A 24,933-nucleotide genomic window follows, 5' to 3' on the forward strand; every position below is an offset into this window, starting at 1 on the left:
GCAAATATTACCTCTATAACGAAGGGTGCAATTTTTTGTTGGTAGTACCGGGTGATCGGTAGAAATATGCTATTAATCAGTCAAATATTTCTTACAATTTACCGCAGACTTCTGTAAATTTGAAAATGGCTTCGGATGTAAAGAAAAAGATAGGCGAGATCGTTGGAGAAAACTATGTTTTCGGAGCCGTTCTCTATTATTTCGGTATTGAATTTTATAACTACAGTAACAAGACCCTTTCACAGGCTTGTGCTGAGCGCGGTCTCGATACCGCCAAAGTAATGGCCCGGCTCGAGTCGGTAGGAAATGTTTCGTGTGAAGAAAAGGTCAGCCTGCAGAATTATCCCATTGAGCTTATTATCGAATATCTGAAGCACACGCATCATATGTTTGTGAAAGAGCGTTTGCCTTATCTGGCCTCACTCATACATAACCTTCCGTCCAGGGAGGAAATAAGTCATGACCTGAAGCTGGTTTTTCCACTTTTTGTGGAAGATTTCATCCATCATATTTATGAGGAAGAAGATACTCTTTTTTCCTATGTGCACGCATTGCAGCAGTTTTTACATGGAAAAGGCAATCCTTCCAGAATTTATTATTTGATGGAAAAACATTCCCTTCAGAAATATGCCATGGAGCATTATGAGCATGACGATGAAATGAAGGGTATTCGTAAACTCACTTCCGATTATCACCTGGCCCCGGACGCATCCCTCCATCTGAAGGTGATTTATTCTGAACTTGGGCTTTTGGAGGATCAGCTTATCACACATGCCCGGGTGGAAAATGAAATTTTATTTCCAAAGGCGCTCATGATGGAGCATAAGGCCCGGAAATTATTCTCAGAGAAAATAAACCTCAACTAGTTTGGGCAGGATTCTGGCCGTCGATTATGGCAAAAAACGATGTGGCCTCGCCGTTACCGATCCCCTTCGAATTATTGCAAATCCATTGGAAACGGTCCCTTCGGATCAATTAATGGAATACATAAAAAAATACCTTTCAACAGAATCTGTTGATATTATAGTATTTGGTATGCCGGCAGATCTGCAAAATCGTGATACACATATTACCCAGGAAGTGCGTGATGTAATTATGACCTATCGAAAAACGTTTCCCGGAGTGCGCGTGGAGTCAATCGATGAACGTTTTACCAGTAAAATTGCGTTTGATAGTATGTTGGCAGGAGGGCTGAACAAAAAGAAAAGGGCAGAGAAAGAAAGACTTGACCGGATCAGTGCGACATTGATCTTACAGTCTTATCTGGAGCAAAATTCCTGATAAATCTTTAATTTTGTACGCTTAGATTAAAAGGTATGATTTATCCCATAGTTGTTTACGGTGATCCGGTGTTGAAGAAACGTGCGCGCGATATAGAACCCGGAGAATTGGATTTGGAAGAGTTAATTACAGATATGTTCGAAACGATGGCGGCGGCACAGGGAATCGGGCTGGCAGCGCCACAAATCGGCAAAAGTATCCGTGTATTTATTGTTGATGGCTCTCCTCTGGAAGAGGAAGGGATGGAGGATTTCAGAAAGGTATTCATCAATCCGGAAATTCTGGAAGAGACGGGCGATAAGTGGCCGTTTGAAGAAGGCTGCCTAAGTATTCCTAATATCCGTGAAGAGGTTCAGAGAAATGCACAACTCACAATTCGATACCTTGATGAGAACTGGGAAGAACATACCGAATCCTATGATGGCATGAAGGCCCGCATCATTCAGCATGAGTATGATCATCTCGAGGGAGTTCTGTTTACCGACTACCTTTCTTCATTGAAAAAGCGCATGCTTAAGGGAAAACTGCAGAATATTACTAAAGGTAAAATGAAAGTGGAATACCGCGTAGCACTACCTGTGAAACGTTGATCCATGGATGACCTGCGGATCACGCTTGTTCAAATTCCCCTTTACTGGAAAACACCCCAGGCCAACCATTCCATGCTGGAAGAAAAAATCACCGATGTAAAAACGGATCTGATAGTACTTCCTGAAATGTTCACAACCGGATTTACCATGGATGCTGAAGAAGTGGCTGAGCCGGAAAATTTCACCACATATCGCTGGATGAAACAGATGGCTGCCCGCACTAACGCCGTAATAACCGGCAGTTGTGTGATCCGGCAGGGTAAGCAATTTTATAACCGGCTATTATGGGTAGAGCCTTCGGGCCACATCCTCCATTATGACAAACGACATTTGTTTCGCATGGCAGGTGAGCATAGTCATTATACCGCAGGAACACAAAAACTGATCTGTGAACTGAAAGGCTGGAAAATAGCACCGTTCATATGTTATGATCTTCGTTTCCCGGTCTGGATCCGCAATACATATACGAACGGATTCGAATATGATCTCGCATTATTTGTGGCAAACTGGCCGGCTCCACGTGCCAATGCCTGGGATTTGCTGCTAAAAGCACGTGCGGTCGAAAATTCGTCCTATGTCGCAGGGGTTAACCGGATCGGCGAAGATGGAAATGGTGTGCACTACCTGGGAGAATCCCAGGTGGTTGATCCAAGAGGAAAGGAAATACTTCAGATGAAGGGGGAGGAAGACGTTGCAACAATCTGGCTAAGCAAGTCTGGACTGTATGATTATCGTAAAAAGTTTCCTGTTCAGGAAGATGCAGATTCCTTCAAAATAGAATAAAAAAAAACGGGCCGAGCGGCCCGTTCATTTTTTAAAGTACAATCACTGAATTTTCTTCCAGTGAAATACCGTTGCTAACGTATTTGTCAGCATCCCAGTCATTTTCCCAGACCTTGTTATCGATCAGGTAGCGGAATTGATACTCAGTTTCAGGCTCGAGGTCGAGCGTAACTTTGTAATTTCCATTTTTCAGTTTAGTCATCGGTACACCTTTTTTCCAATCGGTGAAGTCTCCAACAACCTCTACCTTCTTCGCATTCTCGGCGGCCTGCTTGGGCAGCGTCAATGTAACTTTTACATTGGGCTTGCTCTTAAGGTACTGTTTCTTAATAGCCATTTTCTCTCTGTTTGTTTAACGAAAAATTTCGTACTGCAAAGCAATCAAAGAATATTGAATTATGGTAGCTTTTTTGTAAAGAATTCCGCAAACGTATGCGGTAAACCTTTCTTTTTGAGCGATTTAGGAAGATTTCCCTTTTTCTCAGGAGAGAGCATCCTTTTTTTCCTTTCCGCCACCCGTTAAAGCACGCCGAATAAAGGCACCCGCTGCTGCCAGCGCAAGCAGTATAAATTTCCAGCCCTTGGCAAAAAAGGCCATGGCAATTTTAAAAAAGCCTGTTTTCGCAGCCATTTTTCCTGCTACCAGGGCACCTATCCCATAGGTTGCAGCACGGTCGAATGAAGGGTCGTAATCGCTGTATTTGTTGCCCTCTGCGAAGGAAGTAAAATTCTGTATATCTGTCATGTGTTCACGAACTTCCGTAAACTGCTCCATCCCGGCAACAGCGTTCAATACCAGAACTCCCTCACGACCCAGAATACGCACATTGTAATTGAGCGTTGAAACGGCTTCGTCTTCATGGCCGAATTGTAATTCGAGTGCCCAGTATAATTTATGTGTTGCAGGGTCATAGTGCGGCTGCTCGGCCCATCCTCCCAGCTGATAGGGTTCATAACCTTCCCGAACGCGAATTTCATTTTCGTCCTGAACATCCTCCTGCATGGTCTCGAGTAAATCCTCAAAGTCAATATCAGAAGCATCCTCATCCTCGATATGGCCATCTTCCTCATAGGTGATAACAACGCCCCAGCCTTCAAAACTGTATGGATTTACGCCCGCAGGCACAATCATACCCAGCGTGGTTGTGGGCGGGTTTCCCCAGCTGTCGACAAGAATTTTATTTGTTTCCTGTGGATTGAGATATCGATAGCCCTCAGGCAGAGCAGCTGTTGCAAGGTATTCTCCCAGCAAAACCATTCCGGAATCATATGTGAGCTGTTCTTCCAGCGAATCCACATAGGCATAGTATTCTTCGTATTCCTGAAGAAATACCGAGTCAATCCCGTCCTGAGCCCATGAATTAAAAGTTACTACAGACAATAGTAAAATAAGAATTGATTTCACGTAGACATGAATTAGTGGTCGATTGGCAATTTAGGGACTTCAGTTTTCCGCGAACCTACATTGTAAGGATTCTTCGCTTTCCTGATGAAATGTAAACTATTGAAAGAACTCTGAAAGGTAGGGACCAATACAGGCTGAAAGCCGAACATCGTGATCCTCAGCGGTTTTGATCTCGTCGAGCGGCGGACTTAACGTGAGGCCTACCTGATGAGTGCTGGAAACCTCATTCAAAAACCGGTCGTAATATCCCATGCCATATCCGATACGATGACCGGATCTGTCTGAAATGACCAGAGGGACCAGGATAATATCTACATGACCAGGTGTGATCGGTTCGTAACCGTCCGGCTCCGGAATGCCCCACGGACTTACCCGCAACCGGGTGTCTTCCTCCAGCAGGTAATGATGCAGAATTCCATTCTTCAGACTTTTTGATACATAGATCTGAATATCCGGATTTCGTTTGCGCACTTCATGAATAATCAACCAGGTGTTGACTTCTTTTTTTTCTGTAATCGGAAGGAAGACATGCAGCGATTCGAACGATTCAGGAGGGTAGGTGCGTAGAAAATTTTCGCGGACAAGTCTGGATCGTAGTTCGTATTCCTCATCAGAAAGGAAGATTCTTTTCTCGAGATATACCTTACGCAGTACCGACTTACTTACCATAGGTGATAATATTGAAACGAAGATCAAAAGGATCAAATGTTTGCATCAGCATTTCAATGAAAGAAGGATCATTCTGATAAAAATTCAGGAAATTTTCATACCGCTCCTGTAATGTGCCCCCCGGAAAGAGTGACTCACGAAGCGCCGTGATCTGATTTCTAAGATCAGAATGATGACGTTTTTCAGCACGAATAAACTTCTTTTCAATATTTTCAACTGTACGCTGAAGTCGGGCCTGCTGCGCCTCAACATGCGGTACCAGTGTCGGATCTATGCTGCTGGCCTTTTCACGAATCTGATCAAAAATCTTTTTTAACTCATCCTGGTCCATTTCAAGACTCAATTCCCGGCTGCTGGTTTTTCGAACCTGGTCAGCAATCAGTGATTCGGTATCCTGAAACAGGTCGAGGATATCCAAACCGGTTTTTTCCCTCTTTCTTTCCACATGTTCTGGTAAAATAAGCGCAAAATTTCTGGGAAGAAGTATGGGAAAAGGAACATCATATACCTTGAATAAGCCGCCCAGCTGGAGCCAGTACACCAGTTCAGAGGGTCCTCCAACATATGCCAGGTTCGGAAGTATGAGCTCTTCGTAAAGCGGGCGAAGAACGACGTTCGGACTAAATCTTTCGGGGAATTCAGCAATTTCCTTTTCTATTTCTGCCCGCGTGAAAGATCGGTCACCATCGACAAGAGTGAAGGTTCCCCCTTCTTCAGTAATTCTGAACCGACCATTTTCTGAAATGTAGAAGAAGTTAATGGGGCGCGGATGTATCTGCGTACTGTAACCAAGTGATTCGAGTTGGTCGGTCGTTGCATCTACTACTGGTTTGATCCGCTGATGGAGTATGTCGTCTTCCATTACCTTCTGCAGCAGCGACTTCTGCGCTCGATTGTCCGCATCCAGTATCAGTAAACCATATTCACCGAAGAGGTGGTTCAGGTAGCTCCTGACTGCCTGAGCGAGGGTTGTTTTCCTGCCCTGATATGCCTGGTGGAAAAATGGGGGGACAGCTGATAATTTTTCGAGCAACGGCTTCATATCAGAGGTAAGGAACCGGCCTACGGCTCCCATCTGATCTGTGTCCCAGCGATACGTTTCGCCATTGAAATGAAAATGGTTGATCTCAGCAAAATCATGATCCTCACTGGCCATCCAGTATACCGGGACGAAATTATGTTCAGGATATTGCGCTTTCAAATCCTGACACGCTCGAATAATCGTGACAAGTTTATAGATCACGTAAAGTGGGCCGGTGAAAATATTGAGCTGGTGACCTGTAGTTATTGTATAGGTATTACCATTTCCAAGTAATCCCAGATTCGCCCTAACTTCTTCTTCCAGTTCCATTCCTTCGTATTGAAGGGTGAGTGTATCAACAAGGATTTTTCTGCGGGCCTGTGGAAAGGAAGACCGTTCTATTTGTTTGCCGAAATTTTTGATATCCGGCGTTTCGGTATAAAATGATCTCAACTGGTCTTTGCCGGCCAGGTAGTCCAGAAAAAACCCGGAAAAACTCCCTGTATCCTTTAGATCAACCAGTGTATGTTTCATTTTAATTTAGTTTAAATCGGGACAGCCAAACAGATCGAATTCAGTGGCATCCTGAATTTTTACCTGAACAAAGTCGCCAATTCGAAGTGGTAAATCCTCGGAAGTGATGATCACTTCATTATCGACTTCCGGAGAGTCCATTTCAGTCCGTCCAATATATTTTCCGCCTTCCATGCGGTCGATCAGCACTTTGAAGGTTTTTCCGACTTTTGAATCATTAATTTCCCCGGATATTCCTGCCTGCACATCCATGATCTGGTTTGCCCGGTCCTGCTTCACTTCCTCAGGTACATCATCGTCGAAATTATATGCATGCGTTTGTTCCTCATGACTGTAGGTGAAAATCCCAAGACGCTCAAATCTTGATCTCTCCACAAATCCCAGCATTTCCTCGAAATCTTCCTCTGTTTCGCCCGGATACCCCGCAATCAGAGTGGTACGCAACGCAATTCCAGGAACTTTTTCACGTATGGTCTCTATGAGAGCTTCCTGTTTCTCACGTGTCGTTCCCCGGCGCATATGCTGCAAAATCCTTGTGGAACCGTGCTGTAAAGGCATGTCCAGATAGTTGCAAATATTATCCCGCTCGCGCATTACATCGAGCACATCCAGCGGAAATCCGGTTGGAAATGCATAATGAAGCCGTATCCATTCAATACCATCCACATCCGCCAGCCGGTTCATCAACTCTGCAAGCGTTCGTTTTTTATATAGATCCAGTCCGTAATAGGTGGAATCCTGTGCAATCAACAGGAGTTCTTTCGTGCCTCTTGCCGCCAGGTGCCGTGCTTCATCCACCAGCTCCTCCATGGGTTTTGAAACATGCTTTCCGCGCATGAGCGGAATAGCACAAAATGAACAGGGACGATCACAGCCTTCGGCGATTTTCATGTATGCGTAGTGCTGTGCAGTGGTGAGAATGCGTTCTCCCACCAGCTCATGTTTATAATTTGCCTTGAACCGTTTCAGAAGCAGCGGAAGTTCCATGGTGCCGAAAAAGGCATCCACCTCCGGCATCTCCTTTTCCATATCTTCCCGGTAACGCTGGGAAAGACATCCGGTAACATAAAGCTTATCAATAATACCGTTTTGCTTCGCATCAATGTACTGAAGAATCGTATCGATAGATTCCTGTTTCGCGTTATCAATGAAACCGCAGGTATTAACGATCACAACATTGGCCTCGTCGGCAGATTCATGTACGGCATCAACATTGTTGCCGCGAAGCTGCGTCAGCATTACTTCACTGTCCACCAGGTTTTTGGAACAACCCAATGTGACAATGTTTACCCGATTCTTTTTCCTGCCTTTCGTTTTCAAAATGTTCTCCGTAAATGGTCGACAAAATTAAGAAAAATAAATTTGCTTCAACGTTGCATCAGCAATACTTATATTTGTCGGAATTAGCATGAAGCAAGCCCTGATAATTATTGTATTTTTTATGCTTGTCGGACAAGCCTGTCTCGATGATCCGGATTGTGTAAATACGACGACCGATTTCATAACAGTCCGCTTTTATGACCTGGCCACAAACCTTCCCGATACGTCACTGGTATTGAGGCGTGTTACGGCCATTGGGTCCGACAGTTTGCTGGCTGAACAGGACACCGTTAATTCCGTTCGCCTCCCGTTAGATCCACGGGGCTCGCTAACTACATATGCGTTTGATACCAACCTTGGAAGGGATACCATTGTGTTGGTGTATAATCTGGGCACGCGACTCATTTCAGAAGATTGCGGTATTGAATTTATTTATTCGGAACTGGATTATTCCCGTTGTGACTTCGATTCTATTCGGATCGTCAACCGGATTCCAAATGAACAGGTGAATGAGGATATACAGATATACAATTAGTCTCCTGCTGCTGGTATGGCTTGCGATTCCTGTGATGTCCCAGGAGATCATCCTTTATCCCGATTCAGCCAGGGGAAAATTCAAACCAACCGGACTTACAGTTGGTGTCGATCTGATCAGTGGAGCCAAGACATTTATCAGGGATGACCTCGACTGGTTGAATTTTTATGCCGGGATCGACATTTACAAGTATACATTCAATGTTGAATACGGACAGGAATATCGAAAATTTGAATCCGGCAGCTCGGTTTATGAAGCAGACGGCAGTTATTTCCGAATTGGTCCGGACATCAATTTCCTTTTTCGCGATCCGGATCGAAGCGCGCTCTTCATGGGTTTGCGTTATGCTTTTAATTCATTTTCCGACGAGCTTTCCTATGAACTCGATGATCCCTTTTGGGGTCAAAGTCAGCAAACCCTTCAGAATCCCAAACTTAAGGCAAACTGGTTTGAATTGGTTGCTGGCATGCGTGTTAAGCTTTTCCAGGCGGTATGGATGGGATACACCGGAAGGTTTAAATTCGCAGTTACAACTTTTGAAGATCAGCCGCTGATACCTCAGCACGTTCCCGGCTATGGAAGGGCAGACCTTCGATCGACATGGGAGTTCAACTACTGGCTTATCTTTCGTTTACCCCTATCCAAACCACCTTCTACCGTAGTTATACCGTCTTCCTTGCCACGGACAGAATGATGCCAAGGATCAGGATTAATGAGCTTATCAAAGGGATAGCCATTGGGATTTGACTGTAAAGAGTTGTATTTCCACCAATGGGCAATTGACTCAGGTATATACCATCAAACCCCGAAAAAGAACTGTTTTTACTTAGAATACGACCTCTGCCATCTATTGCCAGGGTATTACCGTTGGCGGTGGGCCTGAATATTGTCAGGTCATTCTCTATGGAACGAATCGATGCCATTGTAGCATGAATCTCCCTTATTGCATACCAGTCTGATGACGGCAGTATCAGCAGGTCAACCTGCTTATTTCCTGTTTGTGATATCAGGTTTGGAAAATCAGCGTCGTAACAGATGGCAGGAGAAATATTTATATCGTTTAATTTCAATACAGGGATGTTCCCGTCACCGGGAAAAGAAGGCTCCACTCCCTTTATTGGCACATTTTTGAAATAGGTGGTGACAGTCTCGCCGTCCGGTGTGATGATCAGAATTTTATTTTCGATAAATGGGATTCCGGGAAGAATTTCACCTGGCCTGAAAACAGCCATCGGAAAATAAATTGTATTACTGCTTTCCATTGCGAACGCCCTGGCTCTGCCGATAAGTTTTTCTTCCAATGGTTTGATCGTTGAGAAGGCTCCCTCAGACCAGGCAATGACCTGGTTATCGGCTTGGGTTATTCTTTCTGCCCTTTCGAACAGCTCATTCGCATTAGTATCAAATGACCGGATCACGGCGGAATAAACCGGATTAAAGGGATCTTTCAGAAAATCAATATAGGCCTCGTTAAGTTTTATAATTAATGGATCGGATTGTGAAATCCTGGGATGAATTTTCACAGTTTCCCCATACTCTGCTTCATAGAGTGCTTCACCAATACTTAGTGGATTGGCAACAATGCCTGTAATGGCGATCGATTTATTATTATCGGCAGGCATGTTTAATCGTATAAGGCCGTATCCCATAATTCCGACAAAGCAGGTTAAATAGACGATACTGCTGCGTTGGCGGATAGATCGACGTTCAATAACATCTATTATAACGGGAGCGAACCAATATATCAGAAAGCTCACACCCCATATCCCGCCAACAGATGCAAACTGCATAAGTATGGGCCATCCACTTTGTGTATAGGAAATATTTCCCCACGTACCGGATGGTCCCTGGGAGAAGAGATATGTACAAAGCGTCATGACTGAAGGAAAGATCAGTGAGTGAAGCACTCGGTTAACCCTTCCTGCCATAAACCTGTCGGAGAGATAAGGAATCAGGGAGATGGCGGATCCAATCAGGTTAAAGGCAATCATTACCGTGAGGGGTAAGGGCATTATATCCAGATTACCGATCGTCGTAATAATCGATTGAAGGATGATAAATACCACGATTATCTGCCACAGCTTTGTCTTCCTGGTAAGATAAAGCCATGCAGCGGGGGAAATCCAGGCCGCAATGAGTATTGTCCACTTTGGGGAAAGCGCTAACCCCGAGATGCAGGCAATGGCCAGCATGAGCAGATTGTGTTTTCTGAAGAGTGAGTTTGTTGTTGTCATGTGACAAAACTATTCAGCAGAATAGTGTTTGTCGACCGGATTCATGAAGTCGAACTCATTTTTTCACGGTAGCTGCTGGGTGTTTCCCGCGTGAATCTTTTAAAAGCGGTATTGAAGGAGGATTTAGAGTTGAATCCCACGTCATACATTATTTCGAGAATGGTCTTATCCTTTTTGGCAGGGTCTGTAAGCATGGAAGTTGCCAGGTCTATTCGTTTCTTATTTACATATTCAAAGAATGTCATACCCAGTTCATTGTTCAAAACCTGCGAAAGTAATCGCGGGGTTGTTTGCAAGTGATTCGCCAGATCATCCAGAGAGAGATGTGCTTTGCGGAAAAGCTCCTTTTCATCCATTGCGGCATATAATGAAATCCTCACATTGCGAATCTCTTCAGGGGTGAAGGTGCTGTCTGCATACCGGATGGCCTTCCTTGGCAGACCTTTGAAAAAATGGGGGAATGTGAGTGCACGGTAAAGTGTTGAGGAGGCAAAAAACAGAATAGCGATCACCAGTCCGATTACCGACGTTTCATAAATATAGGGTTGTTCAGAAAAACCTACGAGGGAGTTGATAAGGGCGATCAGTATAACAAAGCCAAAAAGGCCCAGAAGAACCATCAACCAACGGACATTATAAATCTCCATGCTTGAATACCGGTTGTAAAGCTCTTTGCGATAAATCAGAATCTGATGCCAGCAAAAACCCAGATAAATCATGATATGTCCGTAAAACACAAGGGTTGTAATTACGACCGGCAGACTCGTTCGTTCGGAATTCCGGGCCATTTCGAGTATTTCAAGTTTGCGGTCATCGGGCTGAATGTGAAAGCCGATGATCAGCAAAAGGAAAGAAATGATGAAGGGAACAAAGTGCCAGATAATCTTCTTGTCGTATTCAAAATCGCGATACAGAATATCGTTGGTATAGATCCAAAGAAGCGGACCAAAAAGCAGGGGTAAAGTGTTAGTCCAGAATGCAAGCCATGGACGTTGAAGTACTACATCAGAGATGAACAGCAATCCGCCCGAGAGGTTAAGTGCATTCAGCAGAAGGAATGTTCCCAGGATTCTTGAGCTTGTCGTGCTTTTTTTACTTGTAATCAGTACTGCTGCCAGAAAAATCAGCAGGAAAAGAGTTATCGCGCTTAAGACATCAAGGAAGGAGAAAGCCATTGCTATAGACCCGTGAGATCAGGCGTTCGTAGTGCGTTTGAAGAATGAATCAACAAATTCCATTTTGTTAAAGACCTGCAGATCATCGACCTTTTCGCCGACACCAATATATTTTACCGGGATCTTGAACTCATCACTAATCCCGATCACAACGCCACCCTTCGCTGTACCGTCCAGTTTTGTGATCGCCAGTGCAGTTACTTCGGTGGCTTTGGTAAATTCACGAGCCTGGATTACTGCATTCTGACCGGTACTCCCGTCCAGTACCAGCAGCACTTCGTGAGGAGCCTCTTCATTGAACTTTTGCACTACCCGTTTGATCTTTGAAAGCTCATTCATCAGGTTGACCTTTGTATGCAGCCGCCCGGCGGTATCAATGATAACCACATCTGCATTAATGTCTACAGCATGTTTCACCGCGTCGAAGGCCACCGAAGAAGGGTCAGTGTTCATTCCTTTGGAAACTACCGGAACACCCACACGTTCTCCCCAGAGTATGATCTGATCAACCGCAGCAGCACGAAATGTGTCTGCCGCCCCAAGTACAACGCTTAATCCACTTTTTTTGTATTGGGCCGCAAGCTTGCCTATTGTGGTGGTCTTTCCTACGCCATTCACACCAACAACCATAATCACATAAGGACGTTTGTTTTCCGGAATCCCAAAATCCTTCAGGTCCTCCGTATTATTTTCCGACAATAAACCTGCGATTTCCTCCTTCAGGATTCTGTCCAGCTCTTCAACACCCAGGTATTTGTCCCGCGCCACGCGCTCCTCGATCCGATCGATGATTTTAATGGTTGTATTCACACCCACATCGGATGTGATCAGGATCTCTTCCAGCTCGTCGAGGACCTCTTCATCGACCTTTGATTTCCCGACAACTGCTTTACCGAGTTTAGTGAAGAAGCTATCCTTGCTCTTTTCCAGACCTTTATCCAGTGATTCCTTCTTGTCTTTTGAAAAAAGACCTCCAAATAAAGCCATAGTTCCTTTCTTTTAGCGTCTTAGAAAATTAAACAAAAAAAGTCCCGGAAAGGGACTTTTTATTTACTAAATGTAAGAGTAAAATTATTTTTTGGCCAGCGTATCTTTCACCTGGTCAAGGGGCACCATCTCTTCTTTGAAAGAATAAGCACCTGTCTTTTCAGATTTTACTGCACGGATTACTTTCGCAAAGTTCTTACCTTCTCCCTTTTGCAGGGTTGCAACTACTTTCTTAGCCATGATTATTTAATTTCTTTGTGAACAGTGTATTTGTTAAGTATGGGATTGTATTTTTTCATCTCCATACGGTCAGGGGTATTCTTACGGTTCTTCGTCGTGATATAACGTGAAGTACCCGGCATACCGCTGTTTTTATGTTCGGTGCATTCCAAAATTACCTGCACTCTGTTTCCTTTCTTAGCCATGATCTCTTCGTTTTAGCCTTTCTAAACTTATAAAACTATATTTCCGTTGGCTTTAGCCTTTTTCAATACAGCGGTGATACCATTCTTGTTGATGGTGCGAATTGCTGAAGTAGAAACCTTCAACGTAACCCAACGATCTTCTTCGGCAATATAAAACCGCTTTTTCTGCAGGTTCGGGTAGAACTTGCGCTTGGTCTTGTTATTGGCGTGAGAAACATTGTTCCCTACCTGTGGCCTCTTTCCCGTAATCTGGCAAACTCTTGACATCTCTATATCTAATTAAAATATAATTCCATTTCTAATTTGGGTCTGCAAATATCGGAAAAACAACTTTAAATATCAAAATGCAATGCAAATTAATATTTCATCAGCCGACAGATATTTCTGTCATTGATTCCGGATCGAGGTATTTTTGGGCCATTTCCCTGATATGCTGCGGGGTGATTGTTTCGATTGTTTCAATGTAACGATCATAATAACTGTAATCCAAGCCGAACAGGTAAACCCCCTTAAACTTCTCAGAAAGAGCAAAAGGGGAGGAGAGGTCCGACTGAAATGATCCCAGCATATGATTCCGCACCATCTGTAATTCTTCCTCCCGCAACAGTTCATCCTGAAGCAGGCGGATCTCCCTGTTTACCTCATTGATGGCGTCGGTCCGGTTGGCTTTCTGAACATCCGAGCCAATAACCAGGTAACTGGCAAAACGTAGTGGTACCATGCTGGCATATATGCCATAGGTATATCCTTTTTCTTCACGGATGTTTTTCATCAGCCGGGATCCGAAATATCCACCTAACGCATGCAGACATATGCGAAGCGGTATATAATCCGGATCCGATTTATGGGGTAAAAGTTTCCCGATCCGCAGCGAGGTCTGCAAACTGTTTTCTTTTTCCTGATAGACAGACGTTGCTTTTGGCTCTGGGATGTCATGGAGTCTATCATCTTTTATAGGTTTGCTGAAAGCCAGCTGATCCCCCAGAAGGCGGGTAAGTGATTCATCAGCATCTCCGGTTACTATGATCTCGTATTCACGACACTGTTCCATAAAAAATGCTCTCAGTTGCCGGGCATCCAGCATATCCAGGTCTTCGGGCTTCATAACCTGTCCGTAAGGATGACCTTCCCCGAAGAGGGTGCTTCGGAATAATTTTGAGGCGAGAACGCTGTTCCTTGAATTCTGAATTCTGATTTGTTCGGCACTGATCTTCTGTACCAGCGCAAAATCTTCATCCGGAAAAATGGAATGCCTGATGATATCAGCCAGAACCGGGATCACATCGCCGGCATTTTTATTCAGGCAGTAAAGCTCCAGTGAAGGATCATCGAAAGAAGGATTCAGTTTTACGAATGCCCCATAGCGGTCAAATGATTCCACAATGTCATGGTGATTTCTTGACGGGGTACCATAGGTGAGCATTTTATTGGTCAGGTATGCAAGCCCCGGCAGTGAGTCGTAATAGCTGCCCCCTTTCGGGAAAATTATTTCTATTCGTGAAACAGGTTGTTTCCCGGCTGCTATTGCATGAAAATTGGTCTGATTTCTTAATTCTGATTTGGCCCGGGGAATATGCAGCTCAAATGTCTGCGAATAGGCCGGCGGCCGTGTCCTGTCAAGCATATTAGTCTGTTACAGATTCTTCGGCTTTTTCATCGAAGTTAAACAATAACGTAAATCTGAGGGTCTCCGCCAGTGGATGTTCCTGGTCCTTTGGTACCAGGTACGCAAAATCAATTCCAAAAACCTGGTATCTGAAGCCCAGACCCATTGTCAGGTATTGACGACCACCTTTTGCATCCGATTCATAGAAATATCCTATACGGCCTGAAAAAGTATCATTGTACCAGTATTCTGCTCCAAGCGACAATGTGATCTCCTGCATTTCCTCCTTGAATCCACCCTCTGCATCTGCAAATGAACCAAACATGCCCCCGATCAGGGATTTATCCTGGTCTGAACCGTCAAATTGAGGACTGGGTACCATCAGCTTATTGAGATCGAGACCGAATGTAAGTGTGTTATACGGATCCAGGTTGGTCTTGAACGCTGAAGCTAAACGCAGGTTTGTGGGGATAAAATCCTTGTTCTCCTCATTCGAGTAACTGATCTTAGGACCGATGTTCGTAATGGCAGCGCCCAGGGACAGATTCGAATTCGTCCCATTTAAATCCTTCGTGTAGTAAACGGCAACATCAGCGGCAACGCTGTGCACACTTCGTGAGTCCTCGCCTCCGGTAGTGAAACTTCCGGTAAGGTTGGAATGAATATATCGGGCAGATACCCCGAGGCTGAGGTTCTGGCTTAGCATTCTGGAATATGTGACATCGAGGGCCAGTTCACGCGGATTAAACTGTCCGAGTTCAACGGGATTTCCCTGATCTTCTCCGGTGAAAAAGATTTCACCGAGGTCGAAATAGCGCATGGATACAGCGACCGCCTGCTCTTTGGTAATCTTATAATAACCCGATAAATAACCGATCCACATGTCGTTGATCACTTTACCTAACCAGGGGGTGTAGGAAATAGCAAAGCCTTTTTGCTGTTCTACGAACACAAGTTTGGCAGGATTCCAGTGAACTGAATTGGCGTCGGGTGAAGTTGCGCCGCCAACATCTCCCATTCCGCCTGCGCGTGCATCAGGAGTGATCATCAGAAAGGGTACCGCCGTCGTAATTACGCGAAAGGTTGAATCCTGGCCGATTATACCTTGTGCCTTACTGCTATTGGGAAACAGTGTGACCAAACAGATTAAGGTGAAGGTTACAGATAGGATGTGTTTATTCATATCTTATAATTAGCGTGTAAAGATAGCTATTTTTAATTAATGAGCAGTAATTTTTGATACTTGAGATCCGTTGCTCCATCCAGTCTAGAACGTACCCTGATGCCATATAAGTATAAACCGGACGGAAGATTTTTTCGATTTGCCGGCACAGTCCATAAAGGCAACTGTACGTTTGCCCCGCTATTTTGCTCCAAATAATAGCTTTCGCTGATAATTTGTCCATTTCGATCAATCAGTGTAATCCATATATCCAGGTCTTCTCCAGCCCTGTTGTGACCGAAGCGGAATGTCGTTTCTGTTTGTACCGGGTTGGGATAATTGCCTAGTTCCTTAATGATCAACGTACCCGGATTGGCTACTTCAAACTGGACAGTAACTTCTCCCGGATTATTGAATACATCCCAGGCCTTAAAGGTAAGTGAATGCAGGCCCTCACTCAGATCATCGAGTGGAAAGATTACCCAGCCCGACTGATATGTATTTTTAGAAGCATGGTAAAATTCATTCAGAACAATTTTTCCTGAGCCATCCAATATTGCCTGAATATCATTTCCAACACCGAATCCTGTCGTATTTATCCCCGAATTATCCCGGAGCCTGACGTACACCAGGGTGTTATGATTCACATCCTTCCTGCTCAAATTGGTACTGTCTCCAAAATAGATCTCAATTTCCGGACCTTGCAGATCCCCGTTATTGGAAACACTCCCTCCGATAAAGACATCAGCTTCACCGCCGGCTGCATCTGTCAGTTCATCGGATGAATATGCGTACATATAGATCTGACCGGTTCCCTCCTTGTTTGAAATATTTCTTGGTACTATAAATTCAATTTCAAACTGGCCATTAACCACCGATGCCGATCCGCTGAACAGGGTGTTCAGTCGTTCAGAATAACTGTATACAGGGTTAGCAATCGTGGCTGTTTCGACAGCTTTATCACGAAGCCGGATGTCTATTGTTCCATTAAATTGCGGTGCATTCCTGATTTCCCCACGCAACGAAACCAGGGAGCCCGACCGAATTGAATCGGAAGGAATGCCATTTTCCAGAACAGAAGTAATATGCACCTCATTTTCAGGAAACGCCAGTTTCATAGAAGGGTCTCCCAGCAACGTGAAATTACGGTTGCCCACCTTTTTAGAATCTGTTGCCAGATCGACACTCTCGTTTTTGGTCACCCTCATTACGTCACCCAGCCGTCCAAAGCCCTCTTCTGCAAAAAGGGCGTTGTAGAAGGCTTCATTCAGATTAAAATTTGAAGACGAAAAAACAGGCCTGCAGGTACTGAGAATGCCTATTCCGCCCCCGGATTGCTCCTTCAGAATAATTTCACCACCCGATATGATCCGGGGATCATCGTACCTTCCGAATTCGCATGTTGCCGTGACGAATAGTGGAAGACGATCCCTGTTGCGCCAGTTACGGATCATTGAACTCGTCAGGATTTGTTCCTGCGTCCAGCTGGTTTCATTGCCATGACCGGTATAGTTTACAATAAGTGCTCCGGCCCTGATTTCCCGTTCCAGTGCCGCGGAAGCATCGGGGGAAGTCTCTCCTCCGCCGGATGGCACCTGCTTGAATGAACCAAGGAACAGTCGCTTGTCCTGAAATGAAGAATCCTTTTCGATTACAAGCTTGGCCAGGTCATCTGCCTGGCGGTGATGAAGATTGAAATCAGCATCATCTGCAACAAAAAGTAATCGGGTCCGCCAGTTTCCCAACCCCCGTCGTTCGGTATTGTAAGCGATCAATTTGTCAACAACAATTTGCGCCTCTTCGGGGCTGATAACGGGTATTCGGCCAATACCTATTTCCAGCGTGTGATTTCCTCCAAGCTCCTCACGCCACTCTCCTTCGCCTTCTTCCAGGAAACCGAAATAATCGTCGGATGCATAGGTATCAAGCGGATCAAGTGAATTCCTTGACTGGTAGACAGGCACAAAATTCGATTTGAAAGGGAGGACACCTAAGTAGTCAAATGAGCCTTTTCCAAAAAGAAGCAGATATTTAAGATCGCCGTCCTCATAATGTCGCCTGGCGAGGTTCCGGATGGCAGATGGGTCTTCCCGCCCGCTGGCAAAAACATTGTAAATATCGTCAGTCTCAAGTACTTCAACATTCAGGCCGTCATGTTGCATCCGGAAGCCGGCAAGGCGGTCTGCTGCTGATTTAAAATCGGGATGGGTAATGATCAGCAAATCCACATTGGAAAATTGGATCTCTGAGGTGGAAACCGGCCCGTAAAACGCTGGAACGGGCAGCATATCCGGGTTGAATGCGACATATCGTTTATCCGGGGTGCCCCGATCATTGAATCGGATAGTACTGCCGTCAAACTCCAGGTCTTCAATCGCGACGGGCAGCATTCCGTTTGATATATCCCAAATTTCCAGTGGCACAGCGCTTGAAAGGGAGACCGTGTAATCAATCTCCTCAAGGAAATCAGCACTTTGAATTATGGTGCCCTGCATTTGTGAAATGCGTTCGCACTCAACCTCCAGCAGGAAATAATCAAGATATCCCACAGAGCGTACACCCGCGGCTTTTTGAAAGGTATAGGAAACCTCAACATTTTCATTACCTGAATTCACAGGAAAAACAGCCAGCCGTTCCCTGCCTTTAACCGCATAGCGAAAAGGATTATTACTGGGTGGGTCCAGATAATCCGGAACCGGATCGATCACCTGTTGGCCTGCAGCAGTCCCATTTACCTGTATATCAAACTGGCAGGTCCCAAAACTTTGAGCCATTACCTTGCTGGTAAGACGGGCAGAACCTCCGGGAACAGCGCCGGGAAATTCCATTGAAAAGTTGCGTGTCGTGATCGCGTCAAATCGTTCTCCATACCAGTTTCTGCCGGAAGACAGCAGGTTGTTTTCAGTAATTTCGTGGGCCTTGAGTGAAACGTACCTGTCGATAACGGGGCCTTCTGTATTTACAGGTACACGCCCGGTGATACGTGTATTGGGATTTCCGTCGGAGCCCACAAAAATATAATTCAACCGGGCATACGGGTTGTATGAATAATTGGCGCCTGTATTGGAAAGGCGCAGGATGTCAGGACCTTCAGCAAAGAAAATAATGTAATCACTGCCATTCATAATGCCGTCGCCATCATCATAGACGGTTACGGACAGATCCTGCAGCAGGGCGGGTCCTGAGGCACTGTTAATCTGGGGCAGCGGTCCGCCCGGCATTGAGAGCACACGGATCTGATTTTCCGAAATACCACTTAGGCCCGCATTTTCAAGTTCACTCGCCGTAATCCGGTACATCCCGTCTGTGGGAATGGAAAATTTGGCCCATATGCCTGAGGTAAGCGGGTTTTCCTGCGCATACAGGGATGATGCCAGTAAAATCAGCAGTAGAAATAAAATATAGCGCGAACGGGTCTTCATTTAAAAATTGATCAGCGATAATCAAACACCTCAACCTCTTAAAACGTTTCGGAGCCCGCTTCATTGCCCCGATGATTTCTTTGAGAGATCAGTGATAACAGCAGGTATGCAAATATGATCAGTGGAATGCCAGCCTGCTTAAAAAATATCAGACACAATATACTTATTAAAAGGAAAATGATACGCATTTCATTTCCTTTCCACCCGCCGGATTTCACTTTCAGACTGAACATGCGCAAGGGTGATACCAGCAAAAAGGAGAAAATGAATGCAATAGCTACCAGCACCCAGGCATGCGTGAGTACTTCCAGCGTGGTACCCTTAAGAAAGAACAGCGATGAAATAAAGAGTGCATTGGCCGGTGTTGGTAAGCCAATAAAATCTGTCTGCTGGCGGTCATCAATGTTGAATTTAGCCAACCGCAACGCAGAGAAAATGGCAATAAGAAATGCAAAAAAAGCAATATAAGATGGCAGTTCAGTTTCCCCGATTAATTTAAACAGGATAAACGAAGGCAAGACACCGAAGGTCACCATATCTGCGAGACTGTCAAGTTCTTTCCCGATAGGTGAGGAGACATGCAGAAGCCGGGCAACAAAACCATCCAGAAAATCAAATATAAGGGCTGCATAGATCAGGTACGCAGCACCGATGAATGATCCACGTTGAATATAATATATACCAATGCACCCGCAAAGGAGATTACAGCAGGTGAGGAAATTAGGAATATGTTTTTTGATGCTCAATTCAGACCTCTATAGCACAGAACGGATTATATCGCTTTTCATGACCGAGTGTGGTTTCAGGGCCATGACCGCAATAAACGACAATTTCATCATCCAGGGTGAATAACTTTTCGCGGATGCTGTCCAGTAACGTATTGTGGTCACCACCGGGCAGGTCTGTTCGTCCGACACTTTCACGGAAAAGAACATCTCCGCTAACCAGGAGTTTTTGATCCCTGCTCAACAAACCGATATGACCAGGTGCATGTCCGGGCAAAAACATAATTTCCATTTCAGTATTTCCAAAACGTATGAGGTCTCCCTCGTTAAGGAATGAATCCGGTTCGATGGGCTGATATTCATTAAATCCATAACTGGGAGCATAAGACTCCACTGCTTTCAGAACGGGAACATCAAGTTCATGCATGCGCATCTTCACACCGTATTTGCGGGTGATAAAATAATTGCCGAGAACATGATCGATATGGCCGTGGGTGTTGATCAGATCAATCACTTTAAGCCCTTCCTGTTCAATATATGCAGCCAGCATTTCCTGCTCATACTCTTCATAGCATCCGGGGTCAACCACTACCGCCTCACCCGTTTCGTCGGACAGCACATAGGTGTTTTCCATAAAAGGATTGAAAACAAAGGATTTTACATGTATCATTATTGCCTGTTTATTATTCGGACCACTATTTCCAAAAATACAGGAAATCTCGCTAAAACAGCTACGATCTTGGGAGGATATGACTACTTAATAATCGGACAAGGGCTGGCTGGCACCGCACTTGGGTATCAATTGCACAAAAAAGGTGCAAAGGTGTGTATTTATAATAGTGAACACATACATTCCAGCAGTCGTGCAGCAGCCGGTCTCTACAATCCGGTAACAGGAAGGAAAATGGTGAAAACCTGGATGGCCGATTTATTATTTCCTTCCCTCACAGCGTTTTATCATGAGCTGGAAGATCGATGCAGCTGTCAATTCCTTCATCAGATTCCGATTTACAGGCCATTTTTATCTGTTGAAGAGCAAAATGAATGGATGGGTAAAAGTGCCACAAATGAATTTGAGCATTTCATTCAAAAAATCAGAACAAAATCAGAACTCCCCTGGGGTAATGATCCCCTTGGCGGCATTGTCCTTGCCCAATCGGGATACCTCGACATTCCCACCTATCTGAATGCAATGCGCGAGTGGTTTCAGAAAGAGTTGGATTATTATTCTTGCGAATTCGATATCAGTCGTTTACAGATAAATCCCGGCGGCGTTCGTTACGAAGAAATCAATGCTAAAAAAATAATATTTTGCGATGGGACAACAGCCGGACAGAATCCGTTTTTTTCCTGGTTGCCGTTTCGGCCGGTTAAAGGAGAGATCCTGGAGATCGAGATGGAAGCTTCCTCCAATGAAATATTCAATCGCGGAATTTTCATTCTGCCCCTGGGAGGGAAACGATTTCGGGTAGGTAGCACCTACGATAACCATGATCTGTCCTGGGAGCCCACCAGGGAAGGAAGAGGCAAAATCGAAGCCCAGCTGAAGGGGCTTGTAAACATTCCCTATACCGTTGTGAATCATTATGCCGGCGTGCGTCCTGCAACTGCAGACAGGCGGCCAATCATCGGGGATCACCCAAACCATGAAACCATATGCATATTTAATGGGTTAGGTACTAAGGGAGTGTCGCTCGCACCGTATTTTGCAGGCCAGCTGACAAATCACCTTGAAGGTTCTTCGGAACTGATAAAAGAGGTCAATATAAATCGCTATTTTTCGTTATATTAGAATCCTTGTAAAGAAGCGAATGAAGAAAATTGGAATTTTAGGCTTGCTCCTTTTTACTTGTTTCTCCGCAACAAACGGAGTATTTGGGCAGCGGGCATTGGAGACGTTTGGCAAGAACAGGCTGCAGTATGAGCAATTCGACTGGCGATACCTGGAATCCGAGAATTTTGATGTCTATTTCTACCAGGGAGGGGAGGATATTGCGCGGGAGGTAAATGCTTTCCTGGAATCTGAATTTGAGCGTATCACCGATCTCATCGGATATCCGCCCTATGCAAAAACGCGCGTTTTCCTTTACAATTCCATGGATGACATCCAGCAGAGCAATGTAGGGTTGAATAATAATGGGTTGTCTGCCGGTGGTGAAACAAAATTTGTAAAATCCTATATCGAGGTAGCCCACCCGGGATCAATGGCGGAACTAAAGGAAGAATTGCTTTACAAGGTTTCTGAAGCTATTGTGAATGAAATGATGTATGGCGGCAATTTGAAGGATATGTTCCAAAGTGCCGTTCTGCTTAATCTTCCGGATTGGTTCATTGAAGGAGCTTCCCTCTATGCGGCAAAAGGATGGAGCATTGAGATGGATGATTATGTTCGTGAACTGATAAAAACCCGCCGCCCTAAAAAGCTAAGTCGCCTCTCAGGTGATGAGGCTATTCTTGCAGGCCAGAGCGTGTGGAACTTCATCGCCGAGCGATACGGAAAATCAGCCATCGCGAATATTCTTAACTATACAAGGATTATCAGAAATGAAGAGAAAAGTGTCACCATAACACTTGGCATATCGTTCGATCAGCTGATGCAGGAATGGCTTATGTTCTACACCAATGTATCCGAACAGATTGATCAGCATTACGTGGCTCCGCCGGAGGATGCCCAATTCACGAATACAAAAAAAGACCGTAAACTAAATAGTGTTTCCATCTCCCCTGATGGCCGGCAACTGGCCTATACCCTCAACAATCATGGTAAATTCGAGGTGATCCTCAGGACGATTTCTTCCGGACGTGAAAAAACGGTCCTGACAGGCGGTTACAAGGTGATAGAACAGCCGTATGGAACTAATCTGCCGTTGCTCGACTGGGCTGATACCACACGGCTTGGCATTATTCACAGCAAAAGAGGCCGTATGACCTTTACCCTCTATGATGTTGTGTCTGATTCAAAATTACCCAGGTACCTGGATCGGTTTGAACAGGTCAGGGATTTTAGCTTTTCTTCCAATGGAAGGCTGCTGGCGGTGAGTGCAATCGTAGACGGACAGAACGATCTTTTTCTTTTAAGTACATTGCGCGACCGCACCAAACGTCTTACCAACGATATTTTTGATGATATTACGCCGGTCTTCATGCCGAATTCAAATACGATTGTATTTTCTTCAAACCGCACTTCAGACACTCTTTCAGTGGAGGCAGGGCTTTCCGAGGTAGGCAAGAATTACAATTTGTTTTCCTATAATCTCGATACCACACAAACCGTAGTGGGCAGGATAACAAATACCATCAGCAAGGATTTTATGCCGCGAGCGGTAGACGATGATCAGATTCTATATCTGAGTGATCAGAAAGGGATCGTGAATATTTTCAATTATAATTTAACCACGGGTATTTACACGCAGGTATCTAATTTTTCGAGCAGTATAGGCAGTTACGACTACAATCGTGAAACCGGAGCACTGGGTTTAACCATCCGGAGTGAAGGGGAAGACCAGGTGTTCTTCGTGGATCGATTTAATCCGAACAATCAGACCTTTACGCCGCAAACCTCACGGCAACAAATCAAACAGGCGCGGGAACTTCAGGAACGAAGACAGAAGCAGGTAAACCAGGGCGTTACGATTGAGGAAATTGTCCGCAGAAAAATGGCGGAAAAAGCACCTGTCCCTGTTGACACAGCGCAACAGCAGCCAAAAATTGAGCCTGAGAATAAGGATGATGATATTATTAATACCGATGATTATACGTTTGATGAGGAGGTAGCTCCTCCGCGGCCGCAGGAGCAGAGCACTGCCGACAGTTTTCTGGCCCAATACCGGAAATCAAGAGGTGAGAAGACCATTTCCGGACCGTTTCCCTATGAAACCCGATTCAGTGCCGAAACCCTGGTTACTTCTTTTGTAATAGATCCGTTGAGAGGATTTGGAGTGCTTTTGCAAACGGAAATGACCGATATGCTGGAGGATCATAAATTTTCAGGAGGGGTTATGATTACGACAGATTTGCGCAGCGGCGATATTTTCGGTGAATATAATTATCTGAAATACCTGCTCGATTTCAATGTTGGGTTTGAACGCAATGTGATTTTATGGGATCGCGGAGCGAATCTCCATAAGTATTCGAAAAATACACTGAACTTCGGGGCATCATACCCGATCAGTCCGCGTGCACGCGTTTCGGTCAAGCCATTTTACATGTTCACCCGGTTTGACGATCTCGAAGCAATACCCAGTACTCCGCCGGAGTTTGATCCTTCAGTGGTTGATCATTATGCAGGTGTTACCTCTGAATTTATTTTCGATAACTCGTCTGTCAATGGCATGAATCTTATCGAGGGTACCCGCGCAAAAATATCACTCACCAACTACGGTGGCATATCAGACGGGAATTTGAGTTTCAGTAACCTGGCAGTTGATATCCGCCATTACCAGAAAATCTACAAGTACATTATATTGGCGACCCGTGTGTACTACGGCTCTTTCTTTGGAAACAGTCCCAAGCAATATCTGCTCGGCGGAATGGATAACTGGATGTTCAATGATGAGAACACTTCGGGAACCAACAATCCGCTGGATCCCCGGATTGAACGAAACAACAGTGATCTCCTATTCGTGGAATATGCAACAAACCTGCGCGGATTTGATTATGCCACGCTGGTTGGAGAAAATACACTTTTATTTAATGCAGAGCTGAGAATACCATTGATCAGGACCATTCAGAACGGACCCATCGCTTCAAATTTCTTCAAGAATCTGCAGTTCATAGGATTTTTTGATATTGGATCTGCCTGGACGGGTGTTTCTCCTTTCAACAGCGACAATACCATATCTACAGTTGTAATTCCCAATGACCCGATTTCAAGGGATCAAAGTAATTTTGTGATCGAACTCAAAAATTTCAGAAATCCCTGGTTATACAGTTATGGATTCGGACTGCGTACCACAATGCTGGGTTATTATGTTAAATTTGACCTTGCATGGCCCGTGGAAGACTACGTCACCGGAAGTCCGCAGTTCATGGCCACTTTGGGTTTTGATTTTTAATTAAC

General features: G+C 44.9%; 23 protein-coding genes and 1 pseudogene. 8 read left to right on the top strand and 16 right to left on the bottom strand.

Annotation, left to right across the window (positions count from 1 at the left end):
- Window positions 1-125: 125 nt before the first annotated feature.
- The 4 genes from LDX50_RS29155 to LDX50_RS29170 are packed head-to-tail and all read left to right on the top strand — an operon-like array spanning window position 126 to window position 2,654.
- Window positions 126-866 (top strand): iron-sulfur cluster repair di-iron protein, encoded by a 741-nt coding sequence (locus LDX50_RS29155; protein ID WP_225699837.1) that lies wholly within the window; start codon window positions 126-128, stop codon window positions 864-866.
- Between the two features lies 1 nt (window position 867).
- Entirely contained in the window at window positions 868-1,281 is a 414-nt protein-coding gene (gene ruvX, locus LDX50_RS29160) for a Holliday junction resolvase RuvX (RefSeq protein WP_225699838.1), read from the top strand.
- A gap of 35 nt (window positions 1,282-1,316) precedes the next feature.
- On the top strand, window positions 1,317-1,871 hold the full coding sequence (def, locus tag LDX50_RS29165) for a peptide deformylase (protein ID WP_225699839.1): 555 nt from the start codon (window positions 1,317-1,319) through the stop codon (window positions 1,869-1,871).
- 3 nt (window positions 1,872-1,874) lie between these two features.
- Window positions 1,875-2,654, top strand: a complete 780-nt coding sequence (locus LDX50_RS29170; RefSeq protein WP_225699840.1) for an amidohydrolase — start codon at window positions 1,875-1,877, stop codon at window positions 2,652-2,654.
- A gap of 31 nt (window positions 2,655-2,685) precedes the next feature.
- Here the strand turns inward: LDX50_RS29170 and LDX50_RS29175 are convergent, their stop codons facing one another.
- The 5 genes from LDX50_RS29175 to rimO form a co-directional block, all read right to left on the bottom strand.
- Entirely contained in the window at window positions 2,686-2,991 is a 306-nt protein-coding gene (locus LDX50_RS29175) for an isoamylase early set domain-containing protein (RefSeq protein ID WP_225699841.1), read from the bottom strand.
- 144 nt (window positions 2,992-3,135) lie between these two features.
- A complete protein-coding gene (locus tag LDX50_RS29180) occupies window positions 3,136-4,059 on the bottom strand; it encodes a DUF2167 domain-containing protein (protein ID WP_225699842.1) in 924 nt (307 codons plus the stop codon).
- 96 nt (window positions 4,060-4,155) lie between these two features.
- A complete protein-coding gene (locus LDX50_RS29185; protein WP_225699843.1) occupies window positions 4,156-4,728 on the bottom strand; it encodes a 5-formyltetrahydrofolate cyclo-ligase in 573 nt (190 codons plus the stop codon).
- Complete coding sequence (gene bshC, locus LDX50_RS29190) at window positions 4,718-6,283, bottom strand: bacillithiol biosynthesis cysteine-adding enzyme BshC (RefSeq protein ID WP_225699844.1); 1,566 nt, start codon at window positions 6,281-6,283, stop codon at window positions 4,718-4,720. Before bshC ends, LDX50_RS29185 begins: the two co-directional genes overlap by 11 nt.
- A 6-nt stretch (window positions 6,284-6,289) precedes the next feature.
- A complete protein-coding gene (gene rimO, locus LDX50_RS29195; protein ID WP_225699845.1) occupies window positions 6,290-7,603 on the bottom strand; it encodes a 30S ribosomal protein S12 methylthiotransferase RimO in 1,314 nt (437 codons plus the stop codon).
- An 88-nt stretch (window positions 7,604-7,691) separates the two neighbouring features.
- On the opposite strand from rimO, the gene LDX50_RS29200 reads away from it, so the two are divergent.
- Both LDX50_RS29200 and LDX50_RS29205 read left to right on the top strand, forming a co-directional pair.
- Window positions 7,692-8,138 (top strand): DUF6452 family protein, encoded by a 447-nt coding sequence (locus LDX50_RS29200; RefSeq protein ID WP_225699846.1) that lies wholly within the window; start codon window positions 7,692-7,694, stop codon window positions 8,136-8,138.
- Window positions 8,113-8,832 carry a DUF6048 family protein gene (locus tag LDX50_RS29205; RefSeq protein ID WP_225699847.1) on the top strand — a complete coding sequence of 240 codons (720 nt, stop codon included), beginning with the start codon at window positions 8,113-8,115 and terminating at the stop codon, window positions 8,830-8,832. Before LDX50_RS29200 ends, LDX50_RS29205 begins: the two co-directional genes overlap by 26 nt.
- Here the strand turns inward: LDX50_RS29205 and LDX50_RS29210 are convergent.
- The 11 genes and pseudogenes from LDX50_RS29210 to LDX50_RS29260 form a co-directional block, all read right to left on the bottom strand.
- Window positions 8,801-10,372, bottom strand: coding sequence for a nitrilase-related carbon-nitrogen hydrolase (locus LDX50_RS29210; RefSeq protein WP_225699848.1), 1,572 nt, complete (start codon window positions 10,370-10,372; stop codon window positions 8,801-8,803). The two genes, LDX50_RS29205 and LDX50_RS29210, sit on opposite strands and share 32 nt — an antisense overlap.
- Window positions 10,373-10,413: 41 nt before the next feature.
- Entirely contained in the window at window positions 10,414-11,547 is a 1,134-nt protein-coding gene (locus LDX50_RS29215) for a helix-turn-helix domain-containing protein (RefSeq protein ID WP_225699849.1), read from the bottom strand.
- A gap of 18 nt (window positions 11,548-11,565) precedes the next feature.
- Window positions 11,566-12,393, bottom strand: a pseudogene (gene ftsY / locus LDX50_RS29220) (signal recognition particle-docking protein FtsY); the annotation flags it as partial.
- A gap of 225 nt (window positions 12,394-12,618) precedes the next feature.
- Window positions 12,619-12,774: a DUF4295 domain-containing protein gene (locus LDX50_RS29225; protein WP_225699851.1), complete on the bottom strand. Its 156-nt coding sequence runs from the start codon at window positions 12,772-12,774 to the stop codon at window positions 12,619-12,621.
- Window positions 12,775-12,776: 2 nt separating this feature from the next.
- Window positions 12,777-12,959, bottom strand: coding sequence for a 50S ribosomal protein L33 (gene rpmG, locus LDX50_RS29230; protein WP_225699852.1), 183 nt, complete (start codon window positions 12,957-12,959; stop codon window positions 12,777-12,779).
- Window positions 12,960-12,986: 27 nt separating this feature from the next.
- Window positions 12,987-13,226, bottom strand: a complete 240-nt coding sequence (rpmB, locus tag LDX50_RS29235) for a 50S ribosomal protein L28 (RefSeq protein WP_225699853.1) — start codon at window positions 13,224-13,226, stop codon at window positions 12,987-12,989.
- A 100-nt stretch (window positions 13,227-13,326) separates the two neighbouring features.
- Entirely contained in the window at window positions 13,327-14,583 is a 1,257-nt protein-coding gene (locus LDX50_RS29240; RefSeq protein ID WP_225699854.1) for a M16 family metallopeptidase, read from the bottom strand.
- Between the two features lies 1 nt (window position 14,584).
- Window positions 14,585-15,748: a type IX secretion system outer membrane channel protein PorV gene (gene porV / locus LDX50_RS29245; protein WP_225699855.1), complete on the bottom strand. Its 1,164-nt coding sequence runs from the start codon at window positions 15,746-15,748 to the stop codon at window positions 14,585-14,587.
- 32 nt (window positions 15,749-15,780) lie between these two features.
- The gene (porU, locus tag LDX50_RS29250) at window positions 15,781-19,149 is read right to left on the bottom strand and encodes a type IX secretion system sortase PorU (protein ID WP_225699856.1); all 3,369 of its coding nucleotides are present in this window, start codon (window positions 19,147-19,149) and stop codon (window positions 15,781-15,783) included.
- A gap of 38 nt (window positions 19,150-19,187) precedes the next feature.
- A complete protein-coding gene (gene pssA / locus LDX50_RS29255) occupies window positions 19,188-19,895 on the bottom strand; it encodes a CDP-diacylglycerol--serine O-phosphatidyltransferase (RefSeq protein WP_225699857.1) in 708 nt (235 codons plus the stop codon).
- A gap of 1 nt (window position 19,896) precedes the next feature.
- On the bottom strand, window positions 19,897-20,544 hold the full coding sequence (locus LDX50_RS29260; RefSeq protein WP_225699858.1) for an MBL fold metallo-hydrolase: 648 nt from the start codon (window positions 20,542-20,544) through the stop codon (window positions 19,897-19,899).
- On the opposite strand from LDX50_RS29260, the gene LDX50_RS29265 reads away from it, so the two are divergent.
- On the top strand, window positions 20,536-21,666 hold the full coding sequence (locus LDX50_RS29265; protein ID WP_225699859.1) for an NAD(P)/FAD-dependent oxidoreductase: 1,131 nt from the start codon (window positions 20,536-20,538) through the stop codon (window positions 21,664-21,666). The genes LDX50_RS29260 and LDX50_RS29265 overlap by 9 nt on opposite strands.
- A 19-nt stretch (window positions 21,667-21,685) precedes the next feature.
- Window positions 21,686-24,928 carry a TolB-like translocation protein gene (locus LDX50_RS29270; RefSeq protein WP_225699860.1) on the top strand — a complete coding sequence of 1,081 codons (3,243 nt, stop codon included), beginning with the start codon at window positions 21,686-21,688 and terminating at the stop codon, window positions 24,926-24,928.
- The last annotated feature ends 5 nt before the right edge of the window (window positions 24,929-24,933 follow it).

The organism is Fulvivirga sedimenti, from assembly GCF_020328055.1.

Bases quoted from the DNA above. Each gene is read 5' to 3' on its own strand.
- LDX50_RS29200 (WP_225699846.1), top strand. From the start codon at position 7,692: ATGAAGCAAGCCCTGATAATTATTGTATTTTTTATGCTTGTCGGACAA.
- LDX50_RS29270 (WP_225699860.1), top strand. From the start codon at position 21,686: ATGAAGAAAATTGGAATTTTAGGCTTGCTCCTTTTTACTTGTTTCTCC.
- porV (WP_225699855.1), bottom strand. From the start codon at position 15,748: ATGAATAAACACATCCTATCTGTAACCTTCACCTTAATCTGTTTGGTC.
- bshC (WP_225699844.1), bottom strand. From the start codon at position 6,283: ATGAAACATACACTGGTTGATCTAAAGGATACAGGGAGTTTTTCCGGG.
- def (WP_225699839.1), top strand. From the start codon at position 1,317: ATGATTTATCCCATAGTTGTTTACGGTGATCCGGTGTTGAAGAAACGT.
- LDX50_RS29260 (WP_225699858.1), bottom strand. From the start codon at position 20,544: ATGATACATGTAAAATCCTTTGTTTTCAATCCTTTTATGGAAAACACC.
- porU (WP_225699856.1), bottom strand. From the start codon at position 19,149: ATGAAGACCCGTTCGCGCTATATTTTATTTCTACTGCTGATTTTACTG.
- LDX50_RS29215 (WP_225699849.1), bottom strand. From the start codon at position 11,547: ATGGCTTTCTCCTTCCTTGATGTCTTAAGCGCGATAACTCTTTTCCTG.
- LDX50_RS29210 (WP_225699848.1), bottom strand. From the start codon at position 10,372: ATGACAACAACAAACTCACTCTTCAGAAAACACAATCTGCTCATGCTG.
- LDX50_RS29225 (WP_225699851.1), bottom strand. From the start codon at position 12,774: ATGGCTAAGAAAGTAGTTGCAACCCTGCAAAAGGGAGAAGGTAAGAAC.
- LDX50_RS29170 (WP_225699840.1), top strand. From the start codon at position 1,875: ATGGATGACCTGCGGATCACGCTTGTTCAAATTCCCCTTTACTGGAAA.
- LDX50_RS29240 (WP_225699854.1), bottom strand. From the start codon at position 14,583: ATGCTTGACAGGACACGGCCGCCGGCCTATTCGCAGACATTTGAGCTG.
- LDX50_RS29265 (WP_225699859.1), top strand. From the start codon at position 20,536: ATGTATCATTATTGCCTGTTTATTATTCGGACCACTATTTCCAAAAAT.
- LDX50_RS29185 (WP_225699843.1), bottom strand. From the start codon at position 4,728: ATGGTAAGTAAGTCGGTACTGCGTAAGGTATATCTCGAGAAAAGAATC.
- LDX50_RS29175 (WP_225699841.1), bottom strand. From the start codon at position 2,991: ATGGCTATTAAGAAACAGTACCTTAAGAGCAAGCCCAATGTAAAAGTT.
- LDX50_RS29205 (WP_225699847.1), top strand. From the start codon at position 8,113: ATGAGGATATACAGATATACAATTAGTCTCCTGCTGCTGGTATGGCTT.
- LDX50_RS29155 (WP_225699837.1), top strand. From the start codon at position 126: ATGGCTTCGGATGTAAAGAAAAAGATAGGCGAGATCGTTGGAGAAAAC.
- rpmB (WP_225699853.1), bottom strand. From the start codon at position 13,226: ATGTCAAGAGTTTGCCAGATTACGGGAAAGAGGCCACAGGTAGGGAAC.
- rpmG (WP_225699852.1), bottom strand. From the start codon at position 12,959: ATGGCTAAGAAAGGAAACAGAGTGCAGGTAATTTTGGAATGCACCGAA.